The sequence below is a fragment of the Novosphingobium panipatense genome, from assembly GCF_900182875.1.
GTDB lineage: Bacteria > Pseudomonadota > Alphaproteobacteria > Sphingomonadales > Sphingomonadaceae > Novosphingobium > Novosphingobium panipatense.
Genome location: NZ_FXUI01000018.1, coordinates 1 through 26,932 on the forward strand (window position 1 = coordinate 1; position 26,932 = coordinate 26,932).

General features: G+C 65.0%; 28 protein-coding genes and 1 pseudogene. 23 read left to right on the forward strand and 6 right to left on the reverse strand.

All coding sequences use genetic code 11. The annotated features are described in order from the left end of the window. From QOL62_RS17355 to QOL62_RS17410, 12 genes and pseudogenes are all read left to right on the forward strand, one after another. A pseudogene (locus tag QOL62_RS17355) lies at positions 1-524 on the forward strand (hypothetical protein); the annotation flags it as partial. Between the two features lie 111 nt (positions 525-635). Continuing rightward, the gene (locus QOL62_RS17360; protein ID WP_007688079.1) at positions 636-2,648 is read left to right on the forward strand and encodes a ParB/RepB/Spo0J family partition protein; all 2,013 of its coding nucleotides are present in this window, start codon (positions 636-638) and stop codon (positions 2,646-2,648) included. A gap of 92 nt (positions 2,649-2,740) precedes the next feature. Beyond that, positions 2,741-3,664, forward strand: a complete 924-nt coding sequence (locus QOL62_RS17365; protein WP_007688077.1) for an ArdC family protein — start codon at positions 2,741-2,743, stop codon at positions 3,662-3,664. A gap of 52 nt (positions 3,665-3,716) precedes the next feature. Further along, positions 3,717-4,055: an ArsR/SmtB family transcription factor gene (locus QOL62_RS17370; RefSeq protein WP_013849891.1), complete on the forward strand. Its 339-nt coding sequence runs from the start codon at positions 3,717-3,719 to the stop codon at positions 4,053-4,055. Positions 4,056-4,067: 12 nt separating this feature from the next. Then, positions 4,068-4,604, forward strand: coding sequence for an arsenate reductase ArsC (locus QOL62_RS17375; protein WP_007688074.1), 537 nt, complete (start codon positions 4,068-4,070; stop codon positions 4,602-4,604). Next, complete coding sequence (gene arsC, locus QOL62_RS17380) at positions 4,601-5,041, forward strand: arsenate reductase (glutaredoxin) (RefSeq protein ID WP_007688073.1); 441 nt, start codon at positions 4,601-4,603, stop codon at positions 5,039-5,041. The genes QOL62_RS17375 and arsC overlap by 4 nt, the downstream gene beginning before the upstream one ends. Beyond that, positions 5,038-6,105 (forward strand): ACR3 family arsenite efflux transporter, encoded by a 1,068-nt coding sequence (gene arsB, locus QOL62_RS17385; protein WP_007688072.1) that lies wholly within the window; start codon positions 5,038-5,040, stop codon positions 6,103-6,105. The genes arsC and arsB overlap by 4 nt, the downstream gene beginning before the upstream one ends. Continuing rightward, on the forward strand, positions 6,102-6,533 hold the full coding sequence (gene arsN2, locus QOL62_RS17390; protein ID WP_007688071.1) for an arsenic resistance N-acetyltransferase ArsN2: 432 nt from the start codon (positions 6,102-6,104) through the stop codon (positions 6,531-6,533). The genes arsB and arsN2 overlap by 4 nt, the downstream gene beginning before the upstream one ends. Next, complete coding sequence (arsH, locus tag QOL62_RS17395; protein ID WP_007688070.1) at positions 6,533-7,273, forward strand: arsenical resistance protein ArsH; 741 nt, start codon at positions 6,533-6,535, stop codon at positions 7,271-7,273. Before arsN2 ends, arsH begins: the two co-directional genes overlap by 1 nt. Before the next feature lie 347 nt (positions 7,274-7,620). Next, the gene (locus tag QOL62_RS17400) at positions 7,621-8,562 is read left to right on the forward strand and encodes a DUF2493 domain-containing protein (RefSeq protein ID WP_007688069.1); all 942 of its coding nucleotides are present in this window, start codon (positions 7,621-7,623) and stop codon (positions 8,560-8,562) included. Between the two features lie 112 nt (positions 8,563-8,674). Further along, on the forward strand, positions 8,675-9,343 hold the full coding sequence (locus tag QOL62_RS17405; RefSeq protein ID WP_007688068.1) for a hypothetical protein: 669 nt from the start codon (positions 8,675-8,677) through the stop codon (positions 9,341-9,343). Between the two features lie 407 nt (positions 9,344-9,750). Further along, entirely contained in the window at positions 9,751-10,158 is a 408-nt protein-coding gene (locus tag QOL62_RS17410; protein ID WP_007688067.1) for a single-stranded DNA-binding protein, read from the forward strand. Between the two features lie 75 nt (positions 10,159-10,233). Here QOL62_RS17410 and QOL62_RS17415 read toward each other — a convergent pair whose 3' ends face one another. Then, entirely contained in the window at positions 10,234-10,668 is a 435-nt protein-coding gene (locus QOL62_RS17415; RefSeq protein WP_007688066.1) for a thermonuclease family protein, read from the reverse strand. Between the two features lie 305 nt (positions 10,669-10,973). On the opposite strand from QOL62_RS17415, the gene QOL62_RS17420 reads away from it, so the two are divergent. After that, positions 10,974-11,138 carry a hypothetical protein gene (locus tag QOL62_RS17420; RefSeq protein ID WP_007688065.1) on the forward strand — a complete coding sequence of 55 codons (165 nt, stop codon included), beginning with the start codon at positions 10,974-10,976 and terminating at the stop codon, positions 11,136-11,138. Positions 11,139-11,245: 107 nt separating this feature from the next. Further along, a complete protein-coding gene (locus tag QOL62_RS17425) occupies positions 11,246-11,767 on the forward strand; it encodes a hypothetical protein (protein ID WP_031295760.1) in 522 nt (173 codons plus the stop codon). A 138-nt stretch (positions 11,768-11,905) separates the two neighbouring features. Here QOL62_RS17425 and QOL62_RS17430 read toward each other — a convergent pair whose 3' ends face one another. Continuing rightward, positions 11,906-12,256 carry a hypothetical protein gene (locus tag QOL62_RS17430; protein WP_066564291.1) on the reverse strand — a complete coding sequence of 117 codons (351 nt, stop codon included), beginning with the start codon at positions 12,254-12,256 and terminating at the stop codon, positions 11,906-11,908. A 259-nt stretch (positions 12,257-12,515) separates the two neighbouring features. On the opposite strand from QOL62_RS17430, the gene QOL62_RS17435 reads away from it, so the two are divergent. From QOL62_RS17435 to QOL62_RS17475, 9 genes are all read left to right on the forward strand, one after another. Continuing rightward, on the forward strand, positions 12,516-12,908 hold the full coding sequence (locus QOL62_RS17435; protein ID WP_007688057.1) for a DUF3768 domain-containing protein: 393 nt from the start codon (positions 12,516-12,518) through the stop codon (positions 12,906-12,908). 191 nt (positions 12,909-13,099) lie between these two features. Continuing rightward, positions 13,100-13,276: a hypothetical protein gene (locus QOL62_RS17440; RefSeq protein ID WP_007688055.1), complete on the forward strand. Its 177-nt coding sequence runs from the start codon at positions 13,100-13,102 to the stop codon at positions 13,274-13,276. A gap of 12 nt (positions 13,277-13,288) precedes the next feature. Next, a complete protein-coding gene (locus QOL62_RS17445) occupies positions 13,289-14,053 on the forward strand; it encodes a ParA family protein (protein ID WP_007688046.1) in 765 nt (254 codons plus the stop codon). Next, a complete protein-coding gene (locus QOL62_RS17450; RefSeq protein ID WP_007688045.1) occupies positions 14,053-15,000 on the forward strand; it encodes a ParB/RepB/Spo0J family partition protein in 948 nt (315 codons plus the stop codon). Before QOL62_RS17445 ends, QOL62_RS17450 begins: the two co-directional genes overlap by 1 nt. A gap of 230 nt (positions 15,001-15,230) precedes the next feature. Further along, positions 15,231-15,767 (forward strand): plasmid mobilization protein, encoded by a 537-nt coding sequence (locus QOL62_RS17455; RefSeq protein WP_031295761.1) that lies wholly within the window; start codon positions 15,231-15,233, stop codon positions 15,765-15,767. Next, positions 15,760-16,881, forward strand: coding sequence for a relaxase/mobilization nuclease domain-containing protein (locus QOL62_RS17460; protein ID WP_283407091.1), 1,122 nt, complete (start codon positions 15,760-15,762; stop codon positions 16,879-16,881). Before QOL62_RS17455 ends, QOL62_RS17460 begins: the two co-directional genes overlap by 8 nt. A 168-nt stretch (positions 16,882-17,049) precedes the next feature. Next, complete coding sequence (locus tag QOL62_RS17465) at positions 17,050-17,658, forward strand: DUF6088 family protein (RefSeq protein WP_007688042.1); 609 nt, start codon at positions 17,050-17,052, stop codon at positions 17,656-17,658. Next, complete coding sequence (locus QOL62_RS17470; protein WP_007688041.1) at positions 17,651-18,700, forward strand: nucleotidyl transferase AbiEii/AbiGii toxin family protein; 1,050 nt, start codon at positions 17,651-17,653, stop codon at positions 18,698-18,700. The genes QOL62_RS17465 and QOL62_RS17470 overlap by 8 nt, the downstream gene beginning before the upstream one ends. 263 nt (positions 18,701-18,963) lie before the next feature. Next, positions 18,964-19,167 (forward strand): hypothetical protein, encoded by a 204-nt coding sequence (locus tag QOL62_RS17475; RefSeq protein ID WP_007683427.1) that lies wholly within the window; start codon positions 18,964-18,966, stop codon positions 19,165-19,167. Positions 19,168-19,215: 48 nt separating this feature from the next. Here the strand turns inward: QOL62_RS17475 and QOL62_RS17480 are convergent, their stop codons facing one another. The 4 genes from QOL62_RS17480 to QOL62_RS17495 all read right to left on the reverse strand — a co-directional run bounded on the left by QOL62_RS17480 (position 19,216) and on the right by QOL62_RS17495 (position 26,930). Beyond that, a complete protein-coding gene (locus QOL62_RS17480; RefSeq protein ID WP_007683426.1) occupies positions 19,216-19,374 on the reverse strand; it encodes a hypothetical protein in 159 nt (52 codons plus the stop codon). Positions 19,375-19,498: 124 nt separating this feature from the next. Next, positions 19,499-21,271 carry a UvrD-helicase domain-containing protein gene (locus tag QOL62_RS17485; protein WP_283407092.1) on the reverse strand — a complete coding sequence of 591 codons (1,773 nt, stop codon included), beginning with the start codon at positions 21,269-21,271 and terminating at the stop codon, positions 19,499-19,501. Next, positions 21,264-23,330: an ATP-dependent nuclease gene (locus QOL62_RS17490; protein WP_007683423.1), complete on the reverse strand. Its 2,067-nt coding sequence runs from the start codon at positions 23,328-23,330 to the stop codon at positions 21,264-21,266. Before QOL62_RS17490 ends, QOL62_RS17485 begins: the two co-directional genes overlap by 8 nt. 159 nt (positions 23,331-23,489) lie before the next feature. Beyond that, positions 23,490-26,930: an ATP-binding protein gene (locus QOL62_RS17495; RefSeq protein ID WP_056383892.1), complete on the reverse strand. Its 3,441-nt coding sequence runs from the start codon at positions 26,928-26,930 to the stop codon at positions 23,490-23,492. Positions 26,931-26,932: the final 2 nt, after the last annotated feature.

The following is a 26,932-nucleotide window of genomic DNA, read 5'->3' on the forward strand; positions in this document are numbered from 1 at the left end:
GGCAGGACCTCTTCGCCGAAACCCATTGGACCGACGTGGACCGGGCGAGCTTCGACGAAGCCTGGCAGGCCGAATGCGACGCAATGGCGGCGCAGACGCGCACGCAGATCATCTATCTGGTCACTGGCCTGCTGCTTCCGGTGTGGGGCAAGCTGCCCGACGATCATGTCCAGGTCTGGCGGCTGACGAGCGATGACGGCCAGTCGCTTCTCGGGCGTCTTATTCCGGCGCCGCTGGTTGAGCGGATTGCCAGCGCATTCGGCATCGCGGCCCATGTCGAGATCGACCTCGGCGCGCGGGTCGAGCACGTCCGCACCTCGGGCGAGATCATGCCGATCGGAGCGCTGCGGCTGAAGCGCGCCTTGGTCGCCGGCGATCAACGCCTCGAATTGCTGGACTGGAAGCCCGAGGCGCTGCCGCATCTCAAGGCGGCGGGCTGCTTCACCGAGATCATCCAGCACCGCACGCGGCTGTTCGTTCCCCCGAGCCGCGCCCTCGAGATCCTCGCCAGGATCACGGACTGACCCGCGGCCGCGCCAAGCGACCGAAGAGAGGGGAGGGGGCCTTCGGCCGGGTGGGCCTGAGTGGCTCAAGCCGGCCGACGAGGTCGGCGCAACCCTCGAAGGAGACAACCGATGATCCAGTCCGTGAAGGTCAAGAACCTCTCGCTCTCGAAGGACAATGTCCGCAAATCCAATCGCGATGCCGACCTCGACAGCCTCGCCGACAATATCGCCGCGCATGGCCTGTTGCAGAATCTCGTGGTCACGCCGCTCAAGAAGGCAGGACATTTCACCGTCAAGGCGGGTGGCCGCCGCTTGCGGGCGCTCCAGCGGCTGATCGATTCAGGTCGGCTTGCCGGGGACCATGAGGTTCAGGTGCTGGTGCTCGAGGATGATGCTGGATCGGCCGAAGCGAGCCTTGCCGAGAATTTCCACCGCGTCGCGATGAACCCGGCGGATGAGTGCTCGGCTTTCAAGCACTTCCTCGACAAGGGCGCGAGTGCCGAGGATGTGGCGAAACGTTTCGGCGTCACGACCCGCTTCGTTGAGCAGCGGGTACGGCTTGCCGAACTGGCTCCTCTCGTATTCGCGGCGCTGGCGGCGGGCGAGATCACGCTGGGGGTCGCCCAGGCTTATGCCGTCACGCCCGACGTCGATCGCCAGGCGCGCGTGTTCGAGAGCATGAGCCGGTCCTATTATGGCGACAATCCCGACAATATCCGCCGTGCGCTCCTCAACGGAACGGTCAAGGCGACCGACGCCAAGGCACGGTTCGTCGGCCGCGAGGCCTATGTCGGCGCGGGCGGCCGGATCGAGCGCGACCTGTTCGGTGAAGATGTGGACGAGAGCTGGATCGACGTGGAGCTCATCGAGCAGCTGGCCGCCCAGAAGCTTGAAGCGGCCGCGGAAGCGCTCGCTGCCGAACAGAAGCTGGCGTTCGTGACGCCGGTTCTCGCGACGCATGTGCCCTATGATACGGAGTGCCAGCTCCACGAATATCATCCGCCGCTGCGCGAATTGAGCGGGGACGAGCAGGAGCGCGTCGATAGTCTCTCGGATGAGGGCGACGCGCTCATCCGCGAACTTGAGACCGAACTCGAGGACGGCACGCCCGAGGCCGAGGCGGCTTCGGCGCGTCTCGCCGACATCGAGCGGGAACTCGATACGATCGAGGCGTCGCGCACGATGGTCGATGATGCGATCAAGGACCAGCTGGGCACCTTCATCTATCTGGCGCCCGATGGCAGTCCGCGGGTGCACAGCCGCATGTTCAGCGAGCGCGCCATCCGGCAGGCGGGCGAGGATGCAGAACCCGAAGCACCGTCCGGCAAGGTCGCGGCCTCCCGGCTCAGCGCGACGCTGGTTGACGAACTCGCGACCCAGCGCCGGCAGATCCTGGCAGCCCATGTCGCCTCGGATGCCGGGTTCGCGCTCGATCTCACGATATTCCTGATGGCGCACCGGACGGTGTTCGCCAGCAGCTATGTCCGGGACCACGCGACGTTGCAGGCCGCCGCCGCGAGCTTCCCGATCGTCAGCTTCCGCGATGAAGGTAGCGCGGCGAGCAATGTCCTGACCGAACAGCGCCAGGCGCTCGATGTGAGCTGGGCAGGCGGGAACACGCTGTCGTCCCGCTTCGATGCCTTCCGGCAACTGGATGAACAGGCGCGCGCCGATTGGCTCGCCCATGTCATGGCGCAGACGCTGGAGCCGACACTCAACGTCGACGATGGCGGGCGCCGCAACGGCTTCCACGATCATCTCGGACGGCTGCTCGACATTGATGTCGCGCAATGGTGGCGGCCCGATGCCCAGAACTTTTTCGGGCGGGTGAAGAAGGACGTCATGCTCGAAGCGCTCGACGAGATCGGCGGGCCGGTGCTGCGCGGCCGATACAAGGACGCCAAGAAGGGTGACCTTGCCAATGCCTGCGCTGCGCTCTGTTCGGGGCAGGGCATCGTCGAGGCCGAAGTCCGGGAAAAGGCGCTCTCCTGGCTGCCCGACGAGATGCGGTTCGGCGCGATCGAAAAGCCCGAAAGCTTCCGGAGCTATTCCGCTTTCCTCAGCGATGAAGACGACAGCGACGGCGGGGCAGGGGAGATCGCCCCCGATGGCGATGCTGGCGACTTCGAACAGGCCGCCTGAGGCGAACGCCTAACGGCGGGCGGCGCTTTCGTGTCGCCCGCCGCCCTTCATCGGCGGCGCTGAGACAGCCGCTCTTTCGCGGAGTATCCACCATGACCCAATCATCGGGCCGGCCCTCGCCGGCCGAGACCATCACGCGCGCCATCATCGACCGGCTCGAGGCCGGTGTGCGTCCCTGGGTACGGCCCTGGCGATCATGCGCCGCGCAAGGGCGCCCGCTGCGCGCCAATGGCGAGCCCTATCGCGGCATGAACACCTTTTGGCTATGGCTGGCCGCCGAGCAGTGCGGCTATCGGTCCCGCTACTGGATGACCTATCGGCAAGCACAAAGCCTCGGCGGGCAGGTCCGTGCCGGTGAGCAGTCGCAATTTGCGATCTTCTACAAAGCCTATTCGAAGAAGGTCGATTCCTACGAACGTCCGGGTGAGCTCGTCGATGAGCAGCGCCGGGTCATGCGGTCCTATGCGGTCTTCAATGCCGATCAGATCGATACACTGCCGGGCGATTTCTATCCCGAAGCCCTCTCCCTCGTCCCGCCGGGCGACCGGCTCGGTCCGCGGGCGGAGCGCTTCGTCGATCGGCTGCCCGCGCGGCTGCGATGCGGCGGCGATCGTGCTTATTATGATCTGCGCGCGGACGTCATCACCATGCCGCCGGTCGAGCAATTCGACACGCGCGCCGCCTGGGCAGCCACCATTGCGCATGAGGCCGGCCACTGGACAGGCCATCCAGCCCGGCTTGCCCGATCGTTCGGGAAGCGCTTCGGCGATCAGGCATATGCGTTCGAGGAGTTGGTCGCCGAACTGACAGCAGCGCTGGTTGGCGCCGATGTGGGTCTCCCAACCACCCATCTCGACGACCACGCGGCTTATATCGGATCCTGGCTCGCCATTTTGCGCAAGGATAATCGCGCATTGCTGACGGCGGCTGCGCGAGCCGAGGAAGCCGCCGGGTTTCTGCTGCGGGCAACCGATCTCGCTTGCGAGGATGATCTGGACGAGCAGGCGGCTGCTTGATCTCGCCATGTCGCCGATTGCACTATATCCATATATCCGCTATCGTGGATATATGGATAACGAATCTGTCATCGTCGCGTTGGGCGCGCTTGCCCAAGCCACGCGCCTCGACGCCTTCCGCCTTCTGGTGCGTCACGAACCCGAAGGCCTTCCCGCCGGCGAGGTCGCCAAGGCGCTGGATGTCCCGCAGAACACGATGTCGGTGCATTTGGCGACCCTGGCGCGTGCCGGCCTGGTCACATCCGAGCGGCGCAGCCGGATCATCAACTACCGCGCCGATCTCGATGCGCTACGCTCCGTGATGCTGTTCCTCGTCAAGGACTGCTGTGGTGGCCGGGCCGAGCTCTGCCATCCACTTGCGGATGAACTGCTTGCCTGTCGTGCTGCCTGAAAGGACATCAACATGACGGATCGCCTGTTGAACGTACTGTTTCTTTGCACGGGCAATTCCGCCCGTTCCATCATGGCCGAGGCGATCCTCAGCCGTGAGGGGCTAGGCCGTTTCAAATCGTTCAGCGCCGGCAGCCAGCCCAAGGGCGAGGTCCATCCGTTCACCATTCATCTCTTGGAGAAGCTGAACTACGACGCAAGCCGGTTCCGCTCGAAGAGCTGGGAAGAGTTTTCCGGCCCCGATGCGCCGTCCTTGGATTTCGTGTTCACCGTTTGCGACAATGCCGCCAATGAGCTTTGCCCGGTTTGGCCGGGGCAGCCGCTGACCGCCAATTGGGGGGTGCCCGATCCGGCCGCTATCGAGGACAGCGAAACGGTGCAGCACGCGGCCTTCTTCGATACTTACAGGATGCTGTTCAATCGCATCTCGCTGTTCACCAACCTGCCGTTCGAAGGCCTCGACAAGATGAGTCTACAGAACCGGCTGAACCGGATCGGCAAGGAACAGGGCCGCGCCGACCTCCCAAGCGAAAAGGCACCCAGCGCATGAGCAATGCCGCAATCGATATCGTCATCTATCACAATCCCGAGTGTGGGACGTCGCGCAACACGCTGGCGATGATCCGCAACGCCGGGATCGAGCCGCATGTGATCGAATATCTCAAGACGCCGCCCAACCGCCCGCGCCTGGTTTCGCTCATCGCCCGCATGGGCATCAGCGCACGCCAGTTGCTCCGCGAGAAGGGCACGCCCTTCGCCGAGCTGGGTCTTGCCGATCCGACGCTCAGCGATGACCAGCTCATTGATGCGATGATCGAACATCCGATCCTCATCAACCGGCCAATCGTTGTGTCGCCGCTCGGCGTGAAACTCTGCCGTCCATCGGAAGAGGTGCTCGATCTTCTCCCGTCCGCCCAGCGCGGGGCTTTCACCAAGGAAGATGGCGAGCAGGTCATCGACGCCGCCGGCAAGAGGATCGGGGCGTGAACGCGACCGTTGCGGCACGACCCAAGCCGGCGATCAACAGCTTCGAACGCTATTTGAGCGTCTGGGTGGCGCTCTGCATCGCTGTCGGCATCGCGCTCGGCTATTCGCTGCCGAATCTGTTCGCAGCCATCGCATCGGCTGAGATCGCGCGCGTGAACCTGGTCGTGGCTGTGCTGATCTGGCTGATGATCGTCCCCATGCTGCTCAAGATCGACCTCGGCGCGTTGGGGTCGGTTCGCCAACACTGGAAGGGCGTCGGCGTCACCCTCTTCATCAACTGGGCGGTGAAGCCCTTTTCAATGGCGCTGCTCGGCACGCTGTTCCTGGGATGGCTCTTCCGGCCGCTGCTGCCGCAGGGCGAGATCAACGCCTATATCGCCGGGCTCATCCTGCTCGCCGCCGCCCCCTGCACGGCGATGGTGTTCGTCTGGTCGAACCTGTGCGACGGCGAGCCGACCTATACGCTGAGCCAGGTGGCGCTCAACGACGTGATCATGGTCTTCGCCTTCGCACCGCTGGTCGGACTGCTGCTCGGGGTCGCCTCGATCACAGTGCCCTGGGACACGCTGCTCATCTCGGTCCTGCTCTATATCGTCGTGCCCGTCATCGTCGCGCAGATCATTCGTCGGGCGTTGCTATCGTCAGGCGGGCAGCCGGCGCTCGATCGGCTGCTGGCAACGCTTGGGCCGGTGTCGCTGGTTGCGCTGCTGACGACGCTCGTCCTCCTGTTCGGCTTCCAGGGCCCGGCGATCCTGGCTCATCCGCTGGTCATCGCACTGATTGCCATTCCCATCCTCATCCAGGTCTACTTCAATGCGGGCCTGGCCTATTGGCTCAGCCGGCGCTTCGGCGTGGCCTGGTGCGTCGCCGCTCCGGCCGCGCTGATCGGCGCGTCCAATTTCTTCGAGCTCGCGGTTGCAGCCGCGATCAGCCTGTTCGGCCTCAATTCCGGGGCCGCGCTCGCGACCGTGGTGGGCGTGCTGGTCGAGGTGCCGGTAATGCTGTCTGTCGTCAGCATCGTCAAGAAGACGCGGCCCTGGTACGAGCAACGCGTTCCTGCATGATCGCTACACTGCTGGATTCCAGGTCGCTTTCCGACCTGATGGCGGAGCTGAGCGCGGCGGGTCTGCCTGCCAGTGATCTCGCCGAGGCGGGACGCCGCTTCTTTCGGTTCGAGGATGATGTTGGCCTTGTCGGCTATGGCGGGATCGAAGGCGACGGCTCCGACCGCCTGCTGCGCTCGCTGGTCGTGAAGGCCGATCGGCGCGGATGCGGATTGGGCGGTGCCATTCTCACGGCAGTCGAACGCGCTGCAGCTGATGAGGGCGCGACTAGCCTGTACCTGCTCACCACGACCGCCGAGCCTTTCTTTCGCCGTCACGGCTATGAAACAGCCGAACGGACCGACGTTCCTGCCGTCATCGCGCAATCGGCCGAGTTCCGATCGCTATGCCCGGCGAGCGCCGCCCTTTTGTACAAATGGATTGCCTGATGTCGCGTCTTCGTATCCTTCCCGAACCCGATCACATGCCCGCGCTGGACCGTGCAATGATCCGGCCCGATCTCGCCGCCGGGCTCGGCGCGCTTGAGCCGAAACCTCGCATCCTCCTCCTCTACGGCTCGCTGCGCGAGCGGTCGTTCAGTCGCTTCGCGGTCGAGGAAGCGGCCCGGCTGCTCATCCTCTTCGGCGCCGAAGTGCGGATCTTCGATCCGGCCGATCTCCCGCTCCCCGACCAGATCAAGGACGATGATCACCCGGCGGTGCATGAGCTTCGCGAGCATGCGCTTTGGTCCGAGGGCATGGTCTGGTGCAGTCCCGAACGGCACGGCCAGATCACCGGCATCATGAAAGCGCAGATCGACCATTTGCCGCTCGAATTCGGCGGCATGCGTCCGACCCAGGGCCGGACCCTGGCCGTCATGCAGGTTTCGGGCGGATCGCAGTCGTTCAACGCGGTCAACACGTTGCGGCTGCTCGGGCGGTGGATGCGCATGTTCACCATCCCCAACCAGTCGAGCATTGCTATGGCGTTCAAGGAGTTCGACGAGGACGGCCGTCTCAGTGCCTCAAGCTATTATGACCGGATCGTCGACGTCATGGAGGAGCTGGTGCGCTTCACGGTGCTGACACGTCGCCATGCCGATCAACTCGTGGACCGCTATTCGGAACGCAAGGCGGCAGCCGCCAAGCGCGACGCGGCCCAAGATCTGGCCTCACGGTCGAAGGCCTGACGGCCGGGCTCTTCCGATGCGACGCGCTTTCATGCCGTCCTGTGCGTATCGGGAGATCGGGTTGCGGGTGCCCTTCTTAAGGTCCTCTGCGTCATGAATGCCTGACGCGACAGCGCCTTCGCGCCTTTCGCCAGAGGATGCGGCACATGGGCCATCGCGCTGGCGGCGGCAACCCGAACGCTCCGGCCGTGTTGGCGCGCCGAGGCGCGCCTGCCCGCACCACCCGGACCTTATCGGGTTCCCCTTGGGCGTTGCCCGGCGGTGCCGCCGCCGCTTTTTCGATGGCCCGGAGGGTGCGCATCCGGCGGGAAGGCCGCCGGCCCTGCGACACGGAAAGGCAATCCCTCATGACCAGCTCCCTTTCAGCAGTGCTCCAAGCACTCGAACTCGGCCATCTCGACCTGATGGGCGACCAACGCTCGATGGAAGCGCCGCCGCCGGCCGAAGCGCTCGAACAGACCGTCAGCGCCATCTGGAGCGATCTCTTCGCGCTCTTCCCCTTCACCGCGCTCGAACGCGACATCGAGGATCTGGGCTGGGGCTTCGTCAATCTCTTCCACCGCGCGGCCGCCAAGAAGCATCAGCTGATCGACCGCCTGACCGACGAGATCCGGCTCCTGCTCGCCGAGCAGGACGGATCGGAGATCGCGACCGCTGATCTCGAGGACAAGATCGATCTCGCCCGCAAGGTCGAGCAGTCCGCCCAGGCCTATGAGGGGATGCGCGACACCGCGGCGCGCCACTATCTGCATGAGACCGGCCGCTCCTGGGTGCCCGCGACCGGCAACCGCATCTCGCTCGGCACGACCGCTGCGATCGTCGATGGCCGGGCCTATTTGCAGGCGCGGCGCGAGCGGGTGCGCGATGCCAATATGGTCCATGGCACGCCCGTGGTCTTCGCCGGCGGGCGCCTTCGCTTCGCCAGCGACGACGAGGCCAAGCAGTTTGCCGACAATCTGCTGCGGACCCTCAAGGCCGTGCGCGAACGTGTGGGCGACATGTATCTCGTCCATGGCGGCGACATGAAGGGCATCGAGCGTCTTGCAGCATCCTGGGCCGAGCAGAACGGCATCCAGCAGCTGCGGTTCGGCCTTGATCGCAAGCTTGGCGATCGTGCCGGCTTCCGGCGCAACGAGCAGATGCTCTCGGTCAAGCCGCGCTACGTCATTGCCTTCCAGGGCAACGGCGTCACCGAAAGGCTGGTGGTCGAGGCCAAGGCGCGCGGCATCCATGTCGTCGATCGCCGCGGACCGCTCGGAACGCCGCCGGCGGCTTTATCTCGCGGCTGACCGCCGTGCCGGCCGCTTCGGCGGCCGGCTTTTCTCAATCTCGCGGATTCCGGTGCCGGAGGGGAGGGGGCGGGGCGGATGCGTCCCTTGTTCCCTTCGGAGGTTCCGCATCATGTTCATGCCCGATCGCGCCAGTGCGTGCGCGCTCCTTGCCTTCCGCGCCGCGCATGGCCGCCACTGGAAGGCGAAGCTGCTGTCCTTATGGTCGACAGGCCGCGATGTGGACGAAGCCGATGGCGCTTACTTACGGCATCTTCGCAACCAGGCCGGTCCCTCCTGGCTCCGCCAGCTGACGCCGCGCCGCTGGCGCGCGATCGAAAGATTGGCGGCGCCCGGCGATCCGGTGCTTGCAGCCGTGTTTCTCGATCGAGCGCGCGAATTTCATCGCGGCGCGCAGATTGGCGCGCCTATTGCGCTTGCGCCGGCACTGCACTTGCTCGCGATCTCCTGCGAACTGGGTTTGAAGGCGCATCTTTTGGGTCATGGCTGGACGGACGATGCGCTGGCCCGCGATATCCGTCATGACCTTGTCCGCGCCCTCGACGAGGCGCGGCAGCTAGGCCTGCCGGCGCCCGGTCGTCCGCTGGCCGATTTCATCAAGAGCCTCGGCCCGGCCTATGCCGTGCATCGGATCGACGCGCTGGTGGCAGGTGGCTATGCCTGCGACATCGGCGCCGTGCTTTGCGAGACCGGGCAGCTCCTCGATGCCGTGGCGGCCTGCCTGAGGCCAGCCACGCCAGGCGCCGCCACCTTGCGTACCTCCTCTTCCCCCTCCGCGTGATCGTGCAACGGACGTCGTGTCGAGCCCGCGAGTGGCCATGCGAAGGATCTACAATCCCGTCCTGCGGCTCAAGGGACGGGCAGATAAGGCACGGGCGTAAGGTCCGCGAGATGCCGGACCGGCGTGCTCGGCAAAGCCGGCAATATCGGCGGTTTCGCTGGGTGGGCTCCGGTCATGGCCCAAGCGACGCACCGTCCTTCTCCTCATCTGACCCCTAAGCCGGCCGTCCGGCCCATCCAACCCGCAAGCCATCGGGCCGAGTTGCCGTGTGCCACGGCTGCCCGCACCACCCCTTGTCTCGGGGTTCCCCGGCGCTGCGCTGCCGGTGGATGGGCCGTCCTGTCCGCCTTGGCCGGGGATCAGTCGAAGGGACGGTCCCTTGGACCCACATCGAAGGAACTCAGGCCATGCAGAACCTCGTCATCCTCGCCGGCAATGTCGGTGGCACGCCGGAAACCCGCACCACCCAGGGCGGCACCCGCATTACCCATTTCAGCCTCGCCACCTCGCGCCCGAAGCGCGACAGCAACGGCAAGATCCTGCGCGACGACAACAATCGCCGCCTCGAGGACACCGAATGGCACCGGATCACCTGCTTCAACGGCGTCGGCAAGACGGTCGAGCAATATGTCGACAAGGGTATGAAGGTCATGGTCCGGGGCCGTATCCACTACACCCGCTGGACCGACAGCGAGAATATCGAACGCTACGGCGTCGAGATCATCGCCGACGAGGTGACCTTCCTCACCCGCGCCAAGTCCAACGAGAATAGCGGCGGCGGCAACGAGCCCGAAGACGATGAAATCCCCTTCTGAGCTCGGACAGGGCGGCCCGGCGGCATCGCCGCCGGGCCTCTTATCCTGTTCAGGCGCGGCATGGTCCCAAGCGGATCAGCGGGATCGGCATCGCCCCTTGGCATAGCGCTCCCAGCGCAGCACGGTGCCGGTCGCAATCATCGCGCAGCTGAGATCGCCGATGCCGGGCGCGTTGCACCAGGCGCCGGTCCGGTTGCCCTTGGCTTCGCCGGTCGAGACGCAGCGCATGGTGGGGCCAGCCACGCGAATATGCCCGGTGGATGTCTGGCCGCGCGGTCCGCCAAGCAGGCGCACCAACGCATCGCGGGCGGCCGGGCCACTTGCTCTCGGACAGGGCTGGCCGGGGCGGCAGCTGTTGTCGATCTCGCGCGCGGCAATGCCGGCGAGCCGCACATGGGCGCCCTCGCGGCACCAGATCGGGCCATCGCCATCCCAGACGCGCGTCGGTGTGCAGGCGAAGGTCTGATCATTGGGGACCACGGCGGCGGCAAGCAGGAGCGGGAACAGCATCCGGCGGGGCTAACCGACAAGCGGCGGCCTGTCATCCGGACCCGTTGGATGGAGCGGCAGGCAGGGCAAGGGGTGGGGCGCGACATCGGCGGGGACCTGGCCTCCTGGCCGGCGGGTTCGCCCGCTCTCAATCGGCGCGATCCTTGGTCCACCCGGTGACCTTTTGCGATCAACCCGCAAGGGGTCCGGTCGCTTCGCTACGGCTTTTTGGGCCTCCAGCCAAAAAAGTGATCGCGGCCACCGGCCGGACACATCGGGCGCCTGTCGAGCGGGACGAACCCGCCGGCGCGCAAAGGAGCCTCGACATGTTCACCGACATCGCAATCGCTCGCCGCCACGCCTTCAGCCTCTCGCGCAGCCTCATGATGGTCACCTTCGTCATCGCGATCGGGCAGCATTACGGGGTTATCACCGCCGAAGACGCCGACGGCAGCGTCGCCATCGTCACCGAATTCGATCCCTTTGCCTGACGGCTCGACCGGGAGCCGCTCGGCTCCCGGTTATTCCCCGCGCTTCGCTCGCGGCTTGCGCCGAAGACGAGAACCGATTGTTCAGATGCCGCGACTATGCTGCGATAATGACGATTGAGGCTGCGATAGCGAATGCCGGCGATGATGCCCTGTGGGCGCGCGTCACCCAGGAGGTGAACGCCTGGCGCGGTGCCTGTCTGCAATGCTTCGCCGCGGTGGAGGTGGCCGTTACCGAGACTTTGCTGCATCTGAGCGCTCAGCCGGGACGAGGACAGTCGGTGAAGCTACGGCATTTGGTCGGGCAACGGCTCGATGACCTTGCTGCACTCGTCAATGAGGGCGGCCCCTTTTCCGTGGAGGGAAAGGGTGTCGCGAGCCTGCTGGCGGAATTTCGGCACCAGGAAGGGCTGCGCACGATGCTCGCCCATGGCCAGGCGAAGCTGACAGTCGAACGGACCAGTCGATGGGCCGCCATCTTTCGTGTGATCGCGATCCGGGCACGGCAGGCTGATCGTTCGACGCTCGTGATCGAAGAGAACGAGGCGGCGGAGAGGCTTCAGCAGCTCCGTAAGGTATCGCAGAAATTGTGTTCTGCACTTGGCAATCTGCGACGGGCGGTTGCCGTCTGAAAGTCGGATTTCTCTGCATCTATGCGCTGAGAATGGCGGCTCCGGCGCGGCCGGACCGGGCTCTAGGCTTCGCCCTGAGCCTTGTGCCAAGTCTCAGCCCATTCGGGTGACGATCCCTGCCGTGACTGCTCGCACTTCTCAACCCTGCGCGCAAACTATGGCCCGGCCGGTCGCGCCGCGCGCTGGAGGGCAGTTGGCCAGGCCCGCACGCAGGTGCTCATCGTGCAGCAATATGTGCCAGGGACGGTCATGGCCCCGCGCCGCGAGATAATAGGCCGCGCCGTCGCAGCCGACCATGCGGCATCGGGCCTGCCGGTCGATGAGGCTGGCGCCTGCTCCATGGAGCCCGATCAGGGCATCGACATCCTCGCGCATCAACGCACCGCAGCGGCGGCATTGCGATCGGACGAGGATCTGGCGCAGCCGCATCGCCTGGAGTGACGCGGTCCAGGCCGGGGCAAGGCGGAAGAGAGTGGCGCTGCTCGTCATGATGGGCGGAGGATAGCGCCGGGCTCTCCGCGGAGCCAGAGAATCAGGACACCGCGATCATCTCTTCGCGATCCCGCCCGCCAAGACCTTCCTCCTGTCGGCTTGCCTGGCCGGCGCGCGCGCCCGCGCAAGCCCGCTTTGCGGGCTTCTCCACTGCCGTTGCGACCCTGCCGGTGCGCGGCCGCGCTCTGCCGCCGGCCCTTGGCACGCCTGTCGGAAGGCCCCGGCGGGCGGGGCCGGACAGATCAGGAGCGTTCTCATGTCCCAATCCTCCCCGAATGCGATGAGCCAGGCCGAGCGGATCGCCCGCGTCGCCGAACTCAATGACGCGCTTCGCCGGTCCATCCATAGCCCGGGCCGCAACCAGATCGTGATGACTGCGGGCGTTGCGGCGCTGATCGGCGACGTCGCCCTGTTCCGCGGCTTTCGCCGCCGCGCGGAGATCCTCCGGATCGTGCGCGACTATGACAGCTTCACGCCCGACAACGATCCGATCGACGAGCATGATTTCGGCCGCTTCGAGTTCGAGGATGCGATCCTCTACTGGAAGATCGACTATTACGATCTCGAGCTCGCCTATGGCTCGCCGGATGCCGCGAACCCCGAGGTCACGACGCGCGTGCTCACTATCCTGCTGGCCGACGAATATTGATCCGGCGCAGCCATCCCCCCGACCGGGGGGATGGCCCGCATAGTCTGCTTGAGCAGACTATGCGGGCAACGGACGCCGCATCCGCAAATGCGGGAGGGGAGGGCGCGGGTCCGAGATGTCGCGCGATTGCGCGTGGCCGGCGCCAGTGGCGCCGTTCGCTTGCCCGTTCACTGGCTCCAAGGAGACTTATCATGGCCGCATATTTCGCCGCGCATCCCGATCACGCGTTTCTCTTCGCGTTCGGCTGCTTCGCCCTCACCGTCTATCTGTTCCGCTATGCCGGTCCCGGCATTGGGGGTGGCGGCGACTGGTCCTCGCGCGATCATTATGAGCGCAACCTGCGCGATGGTCCTGACGACTATTGCTGAGGTGCCGCGGTCATGAAGACGATCGTCGTCAGCCTGCTCAAGGGCGGGGTCGGCAAGACCTTCCTCGCCAGTCATCTCGCCTGGTATCTTGCTGAACCGCCTGAGCGCCGCGTCGCCTTCGTCGATCTCGACCCGCAGGGCAGCTCGACGCGGCGCCTGGGCGCCGAGCGGCAAGGCGGATTTTCCGCCGACCTGTTCGATCCTGCCGCTGCCCTGTGCGCCGACGGGCAGGCCGGGCTAACCGTGCTCGGTGCCGATCCCCGTCTCCAGATGGTCAAGGCGGCGCAGGATGTGCGCGACTTCATCGGCCGCTTCCCGGCGCTCCGCCCGCATTTCGACTATTGCGTTATCGATACCGGTCCCAAGTGGGACGAGCTCACCTTGAGCGCGATGGCGGTCGCCGATGCCGTGATCGCGCCGGTGCAGGTTGCCGAGGATTCGGTCGAATGCGCCAAGATGCTGCTGACCGCGCTGCGCAAGGCCGAGGCCGCGCGCGCCGGCCGCAAGATCGCTTTCCTCGGGCTCCTCCCCTCGATGGTCAATCCGTTCGACCGGCGCGAGATGGAGAATGCGGTGAAGCTGGCGCATGCGGTCGGCGAGAAGCTCATGTTCCCGGCCTTCATCAAGGCGCGGCCGACCTACAAGCATGCCGCGGAAAATCATCGTCCGGTATGGCAGGAGACCGGCAGCGGCGCCAAGGCGGCGGCCGAGGAGATCCGCGCGGTGCTCGCCGAGATCGAGGGGCGCATGACAAGCCAGGAGGTCGCGGCCGCCTGATGGGCAAGTTCGACGAGCGCATCGAGGAGTTCGGACTTCTTGTCGGCGACCATGAACGGGCGCGCCGGGTCGAGGATATCGAACTTGCGCGCATCCTGCCCGACCCCGGCAATCCCCGGCGCAGCTTCGACGATGACGCGCTCGCCGAGCTGGCCGCCTCGATCGCGTCGCGCGGCGTGCTGCAGCCGATCACGGTTACGCCGCCCGACGCGAACGGCATGCACCGGATACGTCTGGGCGAGCGCCGCTTCCGCGCATCGCAGCTGGCGGGCCTTGCCACGATCCCCGCGATCGTCGTGCCGGTCGGCGAGGGAGTGCAACTGCTGGCCGACCAGATCGTCGAGAACGACCAGCGCGCCAATCTGTCGTCGGTCGAGCTCGCCCATGCGATCGCCCGGATGCTGAAGGGCGGGATGAACCAGGTCGAGATCGCGGCGGCACTCGGCCGATCCAAGCAGTTCGTCTCGCTCTATGCCGCCTATGGCGACATGCCGGCCTATCTCAAGGCGGCCCTGCCGTTTGCGCCTATTCGCCTTCTCTATGATCTGCACCGGACGGCGAGGGACTACCCTGCCGAGGTCGAGGCCTATGTCGCCAGCTGGGGCGACGCCGGCGCAACGCTCGCCGCAGGATCGCGCTTCATCGCCGAACTCAAGCAGACGCACCCGGCGCCGGTCCCTCCGCGGGCGCCTGTGGCACAGCCATTGGCCCCCACCGACCGCGATCCGGTTCGATCGGGCCTCACGGACAAACCCTCCGCGCCGATCCGATCTCCTAGACTACCGGTCTTGGTCGACGGCTTCCCTGCGTGGCTCCCGCTGGCGCCTTTGGTCACGGTGATTTTCGAGGATGGCCGCGAGCGTGAAGTCGCTGCCTCGTCGATCGGTCCGACCGGCGAGAGAAGCGAGGCCTTGCCAACAACTGACCCGCCTCCTCCGCGTTCGTAGTTTATCTTGCACGATGGTTTGGGCCGTACCCTTCGGGGTGCGGCCCTTTTCGTGTCGATGGGCGGGGGCAGCGCCGAAGGCGCCGCCCCTTGCTGCGGACGATCGGTGTTCGAGAGGGGTTCGCTGGCCGAAGAACAATAGTCTGCCCAAGCAGACTATAAGATGAGTTGAGTAAAGGTAAGGGCCGGATAGGCTTGGCGCCGGGGATGTATGACAATAGCGTTGGGGACATGCCCGTCCTCACCTTTCGGCTCGACGATGATGTCGCCCAGCGTTTCGCCGCGCTCGCGGCGGTATCGGGCGGCCGCTCGGCGCTGCTGCGCCGCTTGATCGGTGACGCCTTGGCCATGGAGGCGGGGGAGGGGCATCAGGCGCCGCGCGCCCGCCAGCGCGCAACCTGCCGGGTCGAGGTTCGGCTGATCCCGGAAGAGATCGCCGCGCTCGACCGCGCGGCGGATGTGCTGGGGATGAAGCGTACCGACTGGATCACCACGTTGCTGGCGCGGCGCTTGCGCGCAAACGCGCCCTTGCCGCGCGAGGAGCGGGCGGCCGTCGCGCAGGCGTGGCGCGAGCTCAATCGGATCGGGATCAACCTCAACCAGGCGACCCGCGCGCTCAACGCCTCGGTGATGGTCGAATCCGGCCTCGACGTCGCGCGGGAAGCGGCCAGGGTCGCAAGCTTTAGGTCCGAGATCGTCGATGCGCTCGCCGGTCTCGGGGCCGCGCTCAAGGGCGATCTTCGCTACTGGGACATGGCCGATGCGTGAGGAGGAGGGGGTTCTCCCGCTTCCCAGCCTGATGGAGGCCTGGCGGCCGCCGGCAGGCGGCAAGCGGACCCTGCGCGGCGCCTATGTTCGGATCAAACCGGGCGGAAGCGGGGGCGGGGCCGCCCGGCCGATGTCGATGGGCCAGGGCGAGGCGCGCGCCAAGCTCGAGCGGATCGTGCGCAAGGCGCCCGAGGTGATGGTGAAGGTCTCCGGCAAGCAATATGGCGCTCATCATGTCGCCGAGCATTTCGGCTATGTGGCGCGCCACGGGAAGCTCGCCGTCCGATCGAGCGAGGGCGAGATTATCACCGAGCCGGATCGGCTCAAGGCGATCGCTCAGGACTGGGCGATGCTCGACGAGGCCATGAACGAACATGGCCGGGAACGGCCGACGTCGATGTCGCTGGTGCTGTCGATGCCCGGGGGATCGACCGACGCCGAGACGCTCCATGATGCGGCGCAGGCATTCGCGCGAATCCTGTTCGAGGGGAACCATGCCTATATGCTGGCGCTCCATACCGACACCGATCATCCCCACGTCCATCTGACGGTGGCGACCGAAGGGGCGGACGGAACCCGCTTCAATCCGCGCAAGGCGGATCTCCATCATATGCGTGAGACCTTCGCGCATGAGCTGCGCGCGCGCGGTGTCGCGGCGGAAGCGACACCCCGGCGGGCGCGCGGTCATGTCCAGAAGCGCGTGCGGTCAGCCGCGCTCCATCTCGATGCCCGGCTTGGGGCCGAGGGGCGCAGGCTCAATCTCGCGCAGCTCAACGAACTGCGGGCGCAAAGCTTCGTGCGTGCGGCCGACCAGGAGCGCCGGCCGGAAGATGTCATGGCGCTGGCGCGCCAGAAGCAGATCCGCGGCGCCTATGCCGAGGCCGCCGTCGCGCTCGCCGCCACCGGAAAACCGGAAGATCGGGCCTTGGGGCAGGAAATCGCCGGCTTTCTGGCGGCGATGCCGCCGGCGGTGTCGCGGCGGCTCGCGCGCGCACGGGAGATACTGCAATCCGAACGGCCGCCGCAGGAGCGCCGAAACGAGCCGGAGGGCGTTTCGCCGCCCACAGGTGCGGACGAGGGGCGGCCACCGCCTCACCGGGATCGGGAACGATGATGGCCGGCGCTCCCGCGGGCGGCTTGCCTACCTTGCCTGTGTGGCCTTGGCATCCTATCTGGATGCGATGCCAAAATATCTTGGAAAATAGCGAATTTAGGCGCTGATACGCGCTTCTAGCTTGTTAGAAAAAAGCGTGCTATTATCTAACAGATAGGAGCACAGCCAGTGTCTGCGGTAGCCGATCGGATCATGAAGCGCGTGCGCGGCAAGGGCCGCGGCTGGGTGTTCACGCCCAAGAGCTTCGTCGACTTCGGGACGCGTGGGTCGGTCGACATGGCGCTGTCGCGCCTCGTGACCGCCGGCGACATCCGGCGCATCGGCCGGGGTCTTTATGACTATCCGCGCCAGCATGACAAGCTCGGTGCGCTCAGTCCCGATCCCGCCAATGTCGCCAAGGCCCTCTCGACGCAGAGCGGGGACAAGCTCGCACCGTCGGGCGCGGCGGCGGCGAACAGGCTCGGGCTATCGACCCAGGTTCCCGCCCGGGCCAGCTATGCCACGACCGGCCGCACCCGGGTCAGGCAAGCGGGCGGGCGCAGCCTGACGCTCAAGCACAGCCGCGCACCGGTGCTCGACAATGCGCCGGACTCGGTCAACGCGGTCGTGCAGGCGCTCGCGCATCTGGGGAAGGACAATATCGATAGCGACAAGATCCGGCACTTCGCCGCCCGCCTCGATGATCGCGACATGCGGATGCTCGCCCAGGCCAGGGCCGAGATGCCCGGATGGATGGGCGACGTCGTCTTAAAGATCGGCGCCGCCCGCAATGGATGAGTTCGCACGCAGACCAGCCGAGGATCGGCGCGCCTTTATCGATGAAGCGGCGGCGCGGCGGGATCTGACGCCGATCATCATCGAGAAGGATTTCTGGGTCTGCTGGACGCTACGCCGCCTCGTCATGTGTCCCGACCTCGCCGGTCACATGACCTTCAAGGGCGGGACCTCGCTGTCGAAAGCCTATGGGATCATCGCGCGCTTCTCCGAAGATATCGACCTCACCATCAGCCGCGCGGCGCCGCTGCTCAGCGAAGTCGCCTCGCCGATGGACAGCGACATTACCGGCAAGGAGCGCGAGCGCCGGACCAAGGCGCTCAAGGCGGCGGCACAGGCTTATGTCGCCACGGTCGCCATGCCGATCCTGGCGCGCGAAATCGAAGTCGCTCTCGGCACGGCCGAGGGCTGGAGCCTGGCGCTCGATCCCGACGACAAGGACCAGCAGACGCTGCTCTTCGTCTATCCGCGCACCTCGGGTTACGGGCTCGCCTATGGCGAGAATTACGGCGGCGCGGATGAAAGCGGTTACATCAAGCCGCGCATCAAGCTGGAATTTGGCGCCCGCGGCGACACGGAACCGTTCGCGCTTCGACCGATCTTGCCCTATCTGGCCGAAGACTTTCCCGAGGAACTGCCGGATCCGGTGACCGAGGTGCCGACGCTGGCCGTTGCGCGGACCTTCTGGGAAAAGGTCACGATCCTTCATGCGCTCCATCATAACGGCAAGCTGCGCGAGGGCATGTCGCGCCATTATTATGACGTGCTGATGCTCGACCAGGCGGGCATCACGAACGAGGCGATGGGGCGGATCGATCTGCTCGAGCAGGTCGTGCACAACAAGAGCCTGATGTTCGCGGACAGGTCGGCCTCCTATGACACCGCCGTGGTTGGAACGCTGCGCCTGTCGCCCGATGGCGCGACTTGGGAGAAGCTTGAGCGGGACTATGGCGCGATGTCGGAGATGTTCATGGCCGCGCCGCCGAAATTCGAGGCGTTGATGAAGGGTCTGGCGGCGATCGAGGGGACGATCAACGGGCGTTGATGCCGGAGACCGCGAATGAGCAAGTAATCTAAGTATTTGAAATAGAACGATAAAAGACTGATAATATATCTTATGTTAAATCAGTGCCAGCATCGCACAAGCGAGTGGCGGCTCACGCACCGAAGTCTGGCGTCATAAGCCGAAGGCGCACCGAAAAGCTGCTCGGGCTGCCGAAACCCGACAGGTTGGCAACCAGCTGGGTTTCGTGCCTGCACAAAGATGGGCTAAATGCGGGACCAATGGAATCGAGCGAGGGAACTTGCATGATCACCGCCAAGCACATCCCTTGGGAGCCGATCGGCACTTTGCCGGAAGACCGGAAAGACGGCCGTCGCTTGCTGCTCTGGGAGGTTGACCTCCCTGTGATCGGGCGATGGGATAGCGACCGTGAGGGCTGGGAAAATCCCGAAAGCATGCATATCCTGGAAGAAGTCATCTACTGGGCCGACATCACCCCACCCGTGTGATGAGTGGATAGGAAGGGGTTACTTATCGGTATCCGCAGTTCGACTGATTCAATAGTGCGCCAGCGTCCGGCCGATGCCGATCCGTCTGAACGGCGGCTTGGTCTTAAAGATATCGATGAGATCGAAAGCGCCGAGCGCGAAAGCCGCGATGTCGTTGCCGGCCTTCAGGACGATGAGCTCGCCGGCATTGTGTCTCTTCGCGATCATGCTGTTGTTGGGATGAGAGGTGCTGTCTCCCGCGGCGGCTCCGCTTCGAGCCAAGAGAAAATCTGGCTAAGATCGTGGTCCGTTTAGGCAGCGATCGTCACCATCGGTGGTGCCTCTCCCTTGGTCATGGCGCGGCCCCGCCCGCGGGATCTGCTGGAAGCGGGATCACATTGGCCTCGCCGAACAAAGCTGTCACCTTCGCCATCGCGAGCTCGCTTAGAATCTGGGTGAACAACAGCGCCAATCGGCGCTTCGGTCTGGAGCACGCGACGTAGAACAGGTTGCGATTGCTCTCGAAGGATTCGACCTTGTCTGCCGGGGGGCCTGGGTCGAGCCGTTCCAGCATCTGCGCGAAATTATACTTGTTCCAGCCACGGCCGACGATGACGAGCACGTTCTCGAACTCCGCACCCTTCACGCCGTGCTTGGTGGCGAAGGGCGTGTGACCATCGATGAACGCAGCCACCGCCATCAGCTCGGTGTAGGCGACGTCCCGTAGCCTTCGCAGCTGGGCGATCCTCCGAGACTCGCCTTCGACCGGTTCGGGTCCGGCGTCGGCCAAGCGTTGCTCGCGGTCCAGCACCGCCTCGGGCAGATGCATGTGAGCCTGGCCTTTGATGAGGTCGATGACGGCGCCGATCGTGCCGGTCGCTCGCAATTGGATAAGCTGTTCGAGAGACTGCGTCCATGCGACCTTGTCGTGATGCCGACGGATGCACGGCCTGCCGGCGCCTAGGCTCTCAAACATCTCGCCATAGCGCTTCGCCTGAAAGGCCGCGCATGCTGGCTCGAGCTGGTCGGCCAGAAATTTGATGTGGGGGTCTTCTTTCTTGAGCCAGGCATCGTTGAACTGGCCATAAATGCTCTGGATGGTCGGATAGCCCTGTTCCTTCGCCAGCACGCTGTGGCTGAGCATCAGGATCTTGGTGCGTTCGACGGCAAAGTCCCAGCCCTCATCCGACAATCGCTGCTTCAGGTGATCGAGATAGGCGCGTGCCGCCTCGGGGCTCGTGTCGCCAGTCCAGTGACCACCGCCCTGGCCCGTTCGGCGCTGGCCCGGCCATGCATTCGTGTGAAAGATTCGAGCCTCACCCGGCGCATCCGGGTCGCTGGGGATCTGTTCGAGATCGGGTCGCATGCGATTGAGCACCGCGACGATGGGTTCGGCGGATCGGAAATTGGCGTTTTTGTCGATCACCTCGAGTGCTGCGTGCTCGACCGCACCGCATCCCTCACCGTAGATCTTCTGCCAATGGTCGCCGAACAGGCCAATGATAGGCCCCGTACCCGTACCTAGGAAATGCTGCTTTAGAGCCTCTACGAAGCCCGCATCGGTGTCCTGATATTCGTCAATCAGCAGCACGGGATAGCGCTTCGCTAGCACTAAGCGAAACTTGGGCCGTGCCAGCAGCTCCGTCATCAGCGTCAGCACGTCTTCGTGCTTCAATGACACCTCGTCTGGCGTCACCCGGGGATAGCCGAGGTCGTAATTGACCTTCCTCGCGCCTAGCCCCCCCACCCCGGCATCGGCGAGACGTTCTCCCCATCCCGGCAAGTCAGGCACGATCGCGCGGAGCTGGGGCTGAAAGTCCTGCAATACTGACCAACAAAATCCGTGAATGGTCTCCGGCCGAACCGCCGGGTGGGCCTGAACGCGCGCGATAATCTCATCCTTCGCCACGTTCGTGAACGTGATGCAACCAATCTGTTGGCGCTTACGCACAAGTTCCGTACCGCGAAGTTCGATCAGGCGGCGCAGCGCCTTTTCTAGGGAATATGTCTTGCCTGCGCCCGCGCCTGCCTCGAGCCGGAAGCTTTGTCCGGCATCGAAGCACGCATAGACACGCTCAAGTGCAAGGCGGCCGGCCGCGTCGGCGGCGGTCTCTTCGTCAGCCATCGACCTGGGCCCCATCAGCCGCGTCAATCACTTCGGCGACCAACTCGGCGGCGATCGCGTCTGGCCCGAGGGTCGGCGCTGGATTGCCTTGGGCAAGCCACCGCAACCCTTCGCCGATGTAGCGCGGCGTCCGCCACTCGGTGTTTACGATCGCATGTTCAAGCGCAAAGCTGGACTTTTTCTGTTCGGCCGCATGCTCATAGGCGAGCGTCGCCTGGTCGCCCTCGCCGAGATCGAAGAGTTCTGGATTGGCGAGGATGAAGGCATCCTCAAAGCTGCGAGCACATGGACCGCCATCCTGCTCGGGGATCTGATAGGCGAGCCGTCGTCCGCCGTCGGTCTTCTCCTCGGTCGACTTGTCGAGCAGCTGGGCTGGGCTCACGTCGGGCTCGTACCAGCTTTTGATACAGGCATTGCTGGTGAATGTGCCCTCGGCCACACGAACCGCCACGCGCTTGTTCTTGGCCCCGGGCGCAACGGAATCGATATCGGTGATGATCAGCGTGCGCAACTCGAGGAACGCCAGCAGGCCGAAGAAGCGATGGGCGTAGGCGCCGCCGACCTCCATGACAGTGAGGTACTGACTGCTTAGTTGCGGCTCGCCTTGCGCGGCAGCGTCGGTCTTGCGGATCATCGCCGGAAGGAGAAGGCGTTCAGCGGTTCCTTCGATCAGCACCGCCTTGTCCGCAAAGAAAAGGTCGCAGCGGGATAGCGTGAGATATTGATGAAGAAAATTGCGATCCTCTTCCGGCGCGCCGCCCATACCCTGCCGGAGATCCTTCACAACTGAGCGCCGGAGGCCCGGGCCGTCGGTAACCGACAGAAAATAGCGGAGGCTCTCGAAGCGGGCTTCGTTCGCCATGTGGGGCGAGTGGGTGGTGACGACGAACTGGACCGGCCACGGACGGTCGGCGTTCAATTGGGCGACGAACGCGTTGGCGATGTACTCCAGCTGGCGTATGAACACCTCCTGCATCTGGGGATGCAGATGCGCCTCGGGCTCCTCGATAAAGATTAGATGCACGCCGGCCGCTGTTGGCGTTCCCTGGAACTCGCGGAAGAAGCGCAGGAGCTGTAGTAGCATGTAAACGAGGTTGCGCGCGCCGAGGCCATTGTAGGTTTCGGGCAGGGTTACGCCGTTCACGCCCCGGTAGCGCAGGCGCGTGTGGTTGCTGAGCAGCTTGTCGACGTCGAAGCTGGTCTCTGTCACCAATCCCGGGTCTACAAGGCCAGGATATCCAAACAGGTCGAACGTGGGCAGCAGTGAGGTCAGCTTGGCGTTAAAACCGATATGCAGATCGCCCTGGATCTGATCGACCGCCTCCTTGAGCTGCTCGGCGGTGCTGCGTCGCGTTGGATCCAGTTCGTCCGTCAATGCCGATTGGAAGAGCACCTCGACCACCTTGCCGAGCACGTCGCGCTCGCGGAATGTATCGTCATCCAGCCCGCGCTGGGCATTGATGAAGCCGCCGCCGACGAGCGCGGACAGGATCTTTGGTTCCAGTGTCTTCCGGTTGGTCGGGTCGTTCGGATCGACCGCTTCCAGCGATCCGGCATAGGCCGAGGCAATGCGATTTCCGAGTTCGCGGTAGAGCCGGGCGCGGTCCGCCTCCGGATCTTCGAGCGGCTCCGTTAAATCAACGAACAACGCCTGTAGCGCATTGGCCTTCGGCGCGAACCGGAACTCCAGCCGGGCCTCGTGGCAATCGGGATTCAAGTCGATGATGCACTCGCTAAGCGGCCCAAGATCGGCCGCATCGACGTCATAGCCGATATCGAGCACGAGCTTGATTGCTGGCAACTGTCCGAGCGTCTCGGACGAATCTTGCTGCGCGCGGAAAGACACAAGCGATGTCCAAAAGCATTCGTGACACCCGAGCGAAAAATCTTCGAGGCGGAAACTCAGGGCGCGATCGGACAGCAAGCGCCGGAACAGCTCGGCGATCGACGTCTTGCCGCTGTTGTTGCGGCCAACGATGAGCGTCGTCTGTTCTTCGAAACCGATCTCCACGTCGCGGAGGAGCCTGAAGTTTTCAATCTTAGCTCGGTTGATGCGCATTTTCCCCCCTATTTTGGCGCTATATAACCCGGGCGATGAACCCTAGCGTCAGCGCGCCCGACGCCATCGGCTTGGGCGCCGATCACCTGGACGTCCGCACGGCGGAACCAAGGATCGGTCCCGAAGATGATCATGGCGCTGTCCTCTAGCCGCATCGCGTCAAGCGAGCTCGCACTTCGAGTGGAGGTCGTCACCGACAACGGACTTGGCAATCTCGACAAGGTGGGGATGGTGCGTGAAGAACAGGACCTGCGTGGAACAGGCCACCTCGGCGAGCACCCTGAACCCCGCTTCGGCGCGCTCGTCGTCGAAGTTCACGAACAAGTCATCGGCGAGAAACGGCAGGTTGACCCCAGCCTTCACCGATTGCTCCAGCGCCGCCAGCCTAAGGGCGAGGAAGAGCTGGTCGGTGGTGCCCTCGCTCATGGCGCCCACCTCCACCATTGTGCGTCGATCGTCCCTCAGGCCCAGCAGCCGCGGGACGCTTCCGTCGGCGTCCACTCGTAGCGCGGCATAGCGGCCGGCGGTCAGAATCGAGAACAAATCGCCGGCGCGCAACAGCAACGGATCTTGATGTCTTTCGCGGTATTTCTCGATCGCCCACTTCAACGTCAGCGCCTGAGCACGCTTCAGGATGTACTGTTCGGCAAGGACTTCAAGCTCGGCCTTCGCCTGTTCCGCGTCCGATGCCGCGTCCACCGCGGCTGTCCCGCCCGCGTCGAGGGCGGTGAAAGCAGATCTGGCGTGGCCATGCGCCGTAGCCGCTGCGGCCACCTCGTCGTTCAATTCCCCCAACCGTGCATCCAGCGACGAGACGTGGCTCGCGATTTGGTCAGGATTAGAAGCGGCGACTGCGGCGACGAGTTCGTCCAGCGTGAAGCCGTCCCCTTCCTCGACGATCCTGCGTTCTATGGCGGCCCGCTCCACCGTCAGCCGGCGCTTCGCGCGCGACCGTTCGATCGCTTCCGATAATTCCGCGCGATCCGTCGATTTGGTTTCAGCGAGCGCGGGGGCCAGCGCCGCGTCGGCCGTGGCGAGCTTCGCCGAAGCCTCCTCGAACTGATCCGCGCGGCGGCGCGCTTCCTCATCCAGCGAATCGATCAGCGTGGCGGCCGACCTGGCCGCCGTGAGGCAATTCCTTAGAGCGCCAAGCCGCGTCGCCGTGTCGCCCGCGGGAACGTTGGAGCCATCGGACAACTTCTCTACCCGCTCCATGTGATTGCTGGCGTCCCTGCGGATCGTCTCGACCCTCCTGCGCAGGTCTGCCTCTGCCGCGATGGCGCCACGAAGATCATCGAGTAGTTCCAGAACCGCACCGCAAGTGACGATGTCCAGCTGCAGACCGGCTTCGTCCATTACTTCTCGCCAGGAGGTGACGTTCGACGCGTCCTCATCGTCGAGGCGCTGGTGCCGCCGGTCGAGGGCGGAGGCCTCCGCGGCGATCTGGTCCAACTGTTCTGCGGCAAGACGGCGCTGTTGCGTAAAATCCTCGTATTCAGCCCGCTTCCGCTCGGCTGCCGCGAGTACCGGCGTTAACGGTCCGCCGGCGTCCGCAACCTCCAACGCCTGCGCCAGCGCGGCCCGGCACCGGTCACGCCGTCCGACAATGGAAGCGAGATCGGCCCGCAACGTCAAGCCATCGCGATGGGCCTCGACCGCCGCGTCCCGCGCCGACCGCCAGGTTAGGAAACGGGTGGGCTCGAGGGCTGGCAGGCCGGCCGCGGTCAATCGCGCCGCCCATGCCTCCGCTGCTTCTCCATAACGCTTGCGGGCATCTTCAATCCGGCCCTGCGCTTGTTTGGCCTGAAGATCGTGCGACGCCTTGGACCGCTCGAGCACGGAGAGGCGGCTCGACTCCTCGGCCAGCGAAAAACGGAGGACCATCTTCTCGTCCACACGGGACACGCTTGTCTCGTAGTCGGCTACGGCCGCTTCTGGAGACCCGAGTGGGGTCCCCGCAAGGACATTCTCACGGATGGGTTGCCAGCAGTCCTGGCGGCTCAAACGGACCGATGCGATCTCGTCCTCGGACACGACGGTGCCGGTCGCGAGTTGGCCAATCTCCAGCGCAACCTTCTCGGCCTCTTCGGTCCAGTGCCGGAGCTGCTCCTCTTCACGGCGAACTTGGCCGAGAATTTCGGCCAGTTCGCTACGTGCGGACTCGATCTCCTCGTCGCCCACCTCGGGTAGCACCAGCAGCTCGTCGATTCCGCCCGTCCACGGCGAAAGGCGGGTGAGCAGGGCGGGCAGCGACGATGCCAACGCTTCGACCCTAAGGCCGGCTCCTTCGCAACGAGCGTCGGCATCCGATCCGAGCGCGCGTGCGGCGTCGACCGCATCAATGAGCGCCTCGGAAGCCGCGGCGGCCGATGCACCATCGAGCCGGTCCTGCGCGCGCTTCCTTCGGTCGTCGAGATCGTTCCGGCTCTCGGCGATCTGCCTTCTCGCGGCGGCGTTCTCGCCGTGAGTCCGGGAGAGGTCGCGCAACTTTGCCGCCAAAGCGCGTGAAGGTGTGGCGTCCGCGTTGGGTCCCGCTTCGGCCCTCAAACGGCGAGTCAGCGCCTCCGCGACGACGAGCTCCGCCTCGCGCCGGACTAGATCCTGCGCGGCCTTCGCGACGGCGCCCCCGTCCGCGATGAGCTGGTCGATCTCGTCCGCCTTTTCCAAAAGGGTCGGATCGGCCTCGATTTTGTCCCGACGGTTTTCCGCGTCAGCCTTTAGCTGCTCTGCGGTCGACCTCTGGCGCTGGGCCTCCTCGGCCTCGCGGATCACGCGTTCCGCCTCGTCCTCGCGTTGCACACTGAGATCAACGATGGTTTCGTAGCCGAGCAGGGTCTCGGTCTGCTCGTCGCGCAGCCGTACGAGCGGGGCGAGCCGCCTTACGCGGTCTGCAGCCCTCAGCTCCGTTTGGACCACGTCGCGGGCGTCTCGAGCCAGATTGAGTGCGGCCTGTGCCTCCAGCATCGCGTTCCGTGCGTCAGACCAGGACTTGGGCTTGAGAGCTGCGTCTCGGATCGTCTTGGTGGCTTCGGCGAGCTGGCGGTGCGCGAAGGTAAAGCTGCGTCGCTGGGACGTCGTAGGCGCCCAGATGGCATCGGCCTCGCCTTCGAGCTTCTTGAGCTCGTCGGCGACGCCGGTGAGGCCAGAACCCGCGGCGAACAACGTGCGGCCGAGGTCGTTCTTGGCTTCTACCATTGCCTTGCCTCCCGAGCGCAGGGCATCCTGGTCGAGACTGAAGGAGAGGCTGAAGGTTTCGCGGGTCTGCCCTTTCAGCATCGAGGCAAGGGGAGCCTCGTCGATCGCTGCGTCATTCGTGTCAAGCAGCGTGCCGGCCGTACCCTTTTTCCGGCGGCACGCGAACGTCCGACTACCGTCCTCCAGTACCGCACCGACCCTGAGGAGGATGTAATCGAACATGAAGTTGTACGGCGACCGCTGGGGGAATCCGAAAAGGAGGTCTGACACCGCCGCCAGCGAGGTCGTCTTGCCGGCTTCGTTCGCCCCATAGATGATGTGGAGGTCGGGGTCGCCGGACCGAAAGTTTAGCTCGCAGTCCGCGAAGCGGCCGTAACGTTCGAGGGAAAGGCGGGAGAAACGCATTG

Bases quoted from the DNA above. Each gene is read 5' to 3' on its own strand.
- QOL62_RS17450 (WP_007688045.1), top strand. From the start codon at position 14,053: ATGGGCAAGTTCGACGAGCGCATCGAGGAGTTCGGACTTCTTGTCGGC.
- QOL62_RS17425 (WP_031295760.1), top strand. From the start codon at position 11,246: ATGACGATTGAGGCTGCGATAGCGAATGCCGGCGATGATGCCCTGTGG.
- QOL62_RS17475 (WP_007683427.1), top strand. From the start codon at position 18,964: ATGATCACCGCCAAGCACATCCCTTGGGAGCCGATCGGCACTTTGCCG.
- QOL62_RS17370 (WP_013849891.1), top strand. From the start codon at position 3,717: ATGGATAACGAATCTGTCATCGTCGCGTTGGGCGCGCTTGCCCAAGCC.
- QOL62_RS17405 (WP_007688068.1), top strand. From the start codon at position 8,675: ATGTTCATGCCCGATCGCGCCAGTGCGTGCGCGCTCCTTGCCTTCCGC.
- QOL62_RS17485 (WP_283407092.1), bottom strand. From the start codon at position 21,271: ATGGCTGACGAAGAGACCGCCGCCGACGCGGCCGGCCGCCTTGCACTT.
- arsN2 (WP_007688071.1), top strand. From the start codon at position 6,102: ATGATCGCTACACTGCTGGATTCCAGGTCGCTTTCCGACCTGATGGCG.
- QOL62_RS17490 (WP_007683423.1), bottom strand. From the start codon at position 23,330: ATGCGCATCAACCGAGCTAAGATTGAAAACTTCAGGCTCCTCCGCGAC.
- arsH (WP_007688070.1), top strand. From the start codon at position 6,533: ATGTCGCGTCTTCGTATCCTTCCCGAACCCGATCACATGCCCGCGCTG.
- arsC (WP_007688073.1), top strand. From the start codon at position 4,601: ATGAGCAATGCCGCAATCGATATCGTCATCTATCACAATCCCGAGTGT.
- QOL62_RS17415 (WP_007688066.1), bottom strand. From the start codon at position 10,668: ATGCTGTTCCCGCTCCTGCTTGCCGCCGCCGTGGTCCCCAATGATCAG.
- QOL62_RS17440 (WP_007688055.1), top strand. From the start codon at position 13,100: ATGGCCGCATATTTCGCCGCGCATCCCGATCACGCGTTTCTCTTCGCG.
- QOL62_RS17435 (WP_007688057.1), top strand. From the start codon at position 12,516: ATGTCCCAATCCTCCCCGAATGCGATGAGCCAGGCCGAGCGGATCGCC.
- QOL62_RS17480 (WP_007683426.1), bottom strand. From the start codon at position 19,374: ATGATCGCGAAGAGACACAATGCCGGCGAGCTCATCGTCCTGAAGGCC.
- QOL62_RS17365 (WP_007688077.1), top strand. From the start codon at position 2,741: ATGACCCAATCATCGGGCCGGCCCTCGCCGGCCGAGACCATCACGCGC.
- QOL62_RS17375 (WP_007688074.1), top strand. From the start codon at position 4,068: ATGACGGATCGCCTGTTGAACGTACTGTTTCTTTGCACGGGCAATTCC.
- QOL62_RS17470 (WP_007688041.1), top strand. From the start codon at position 17,651: ATGGATGAGTTCGCACGCAGACCAGCCGAGGATCGGCGCGCCTTTATC.
- QOL62_RS17455 (WP_031295761.1), top strand. From the start codon at position 15,231: ATGCCCGTCCTCACCTTTCGGCTCGACGATGATGTCGCCCAGCGTTTC.
- QOL62_RS17420 (WP_007688065.1), top strand. From the start codon at position 10,974: ATGTTCACCGACATCGCAATCGCTCGCCGCCACGCCTTCAGCCTCTCG.
- QOL62_RS17360 (WP_007688079.1), top strand. From the start codon at position 636: ATGATCCAGTCCGTGAAGGTCAAGAACCTCTCGCTCTCGAAGGACAAT.
- QOL62_RS17430 (WP_066564291.1), bottom strand. From the start codon at position 12,256: ATGACGAGCAGCGCCACTCTCTTCCGCCTTGCCCCGGCCTGGACCGCG.
- QOL62_RS17460 (WP_283407091.1), top strand. From the start codon at position 15,760: ATGCGTGAGGAGGAGGGGGTTCTCCCGCTTCCCAGCCTGATGGAGGCC.
- QOL62_RS17445 (WP_007688046.1), top strand. From the start codon at position 13,289: ATGAAGACGATCGTCGTCAGCCTGCTCAAGGGCGGGGTCGGCAAGACC.
- QOL62_RS17400 (WP_007688069.1), top strand. From the start codon at position 7,621: ATGACCAGCTCCCTTTCAGCAGTGCTCCAAGCACTCGAACTCGGCCAT.
- QOL62_RS17410 (WP_007688067.1), top strand. From the start codon at position 9,751: ATGCAGAACCTCGTCATCCTCGCCGGCAATGTCGGTGGCACGCCGGAA.
- QOL62_RS17495 (WP_056383892.1), bottom strand. From the start codon at position 26,930: ATGCGTTTCTCCCGCCTTTCCCTCGAACGTTACGGCCGCTTCGCGGAC.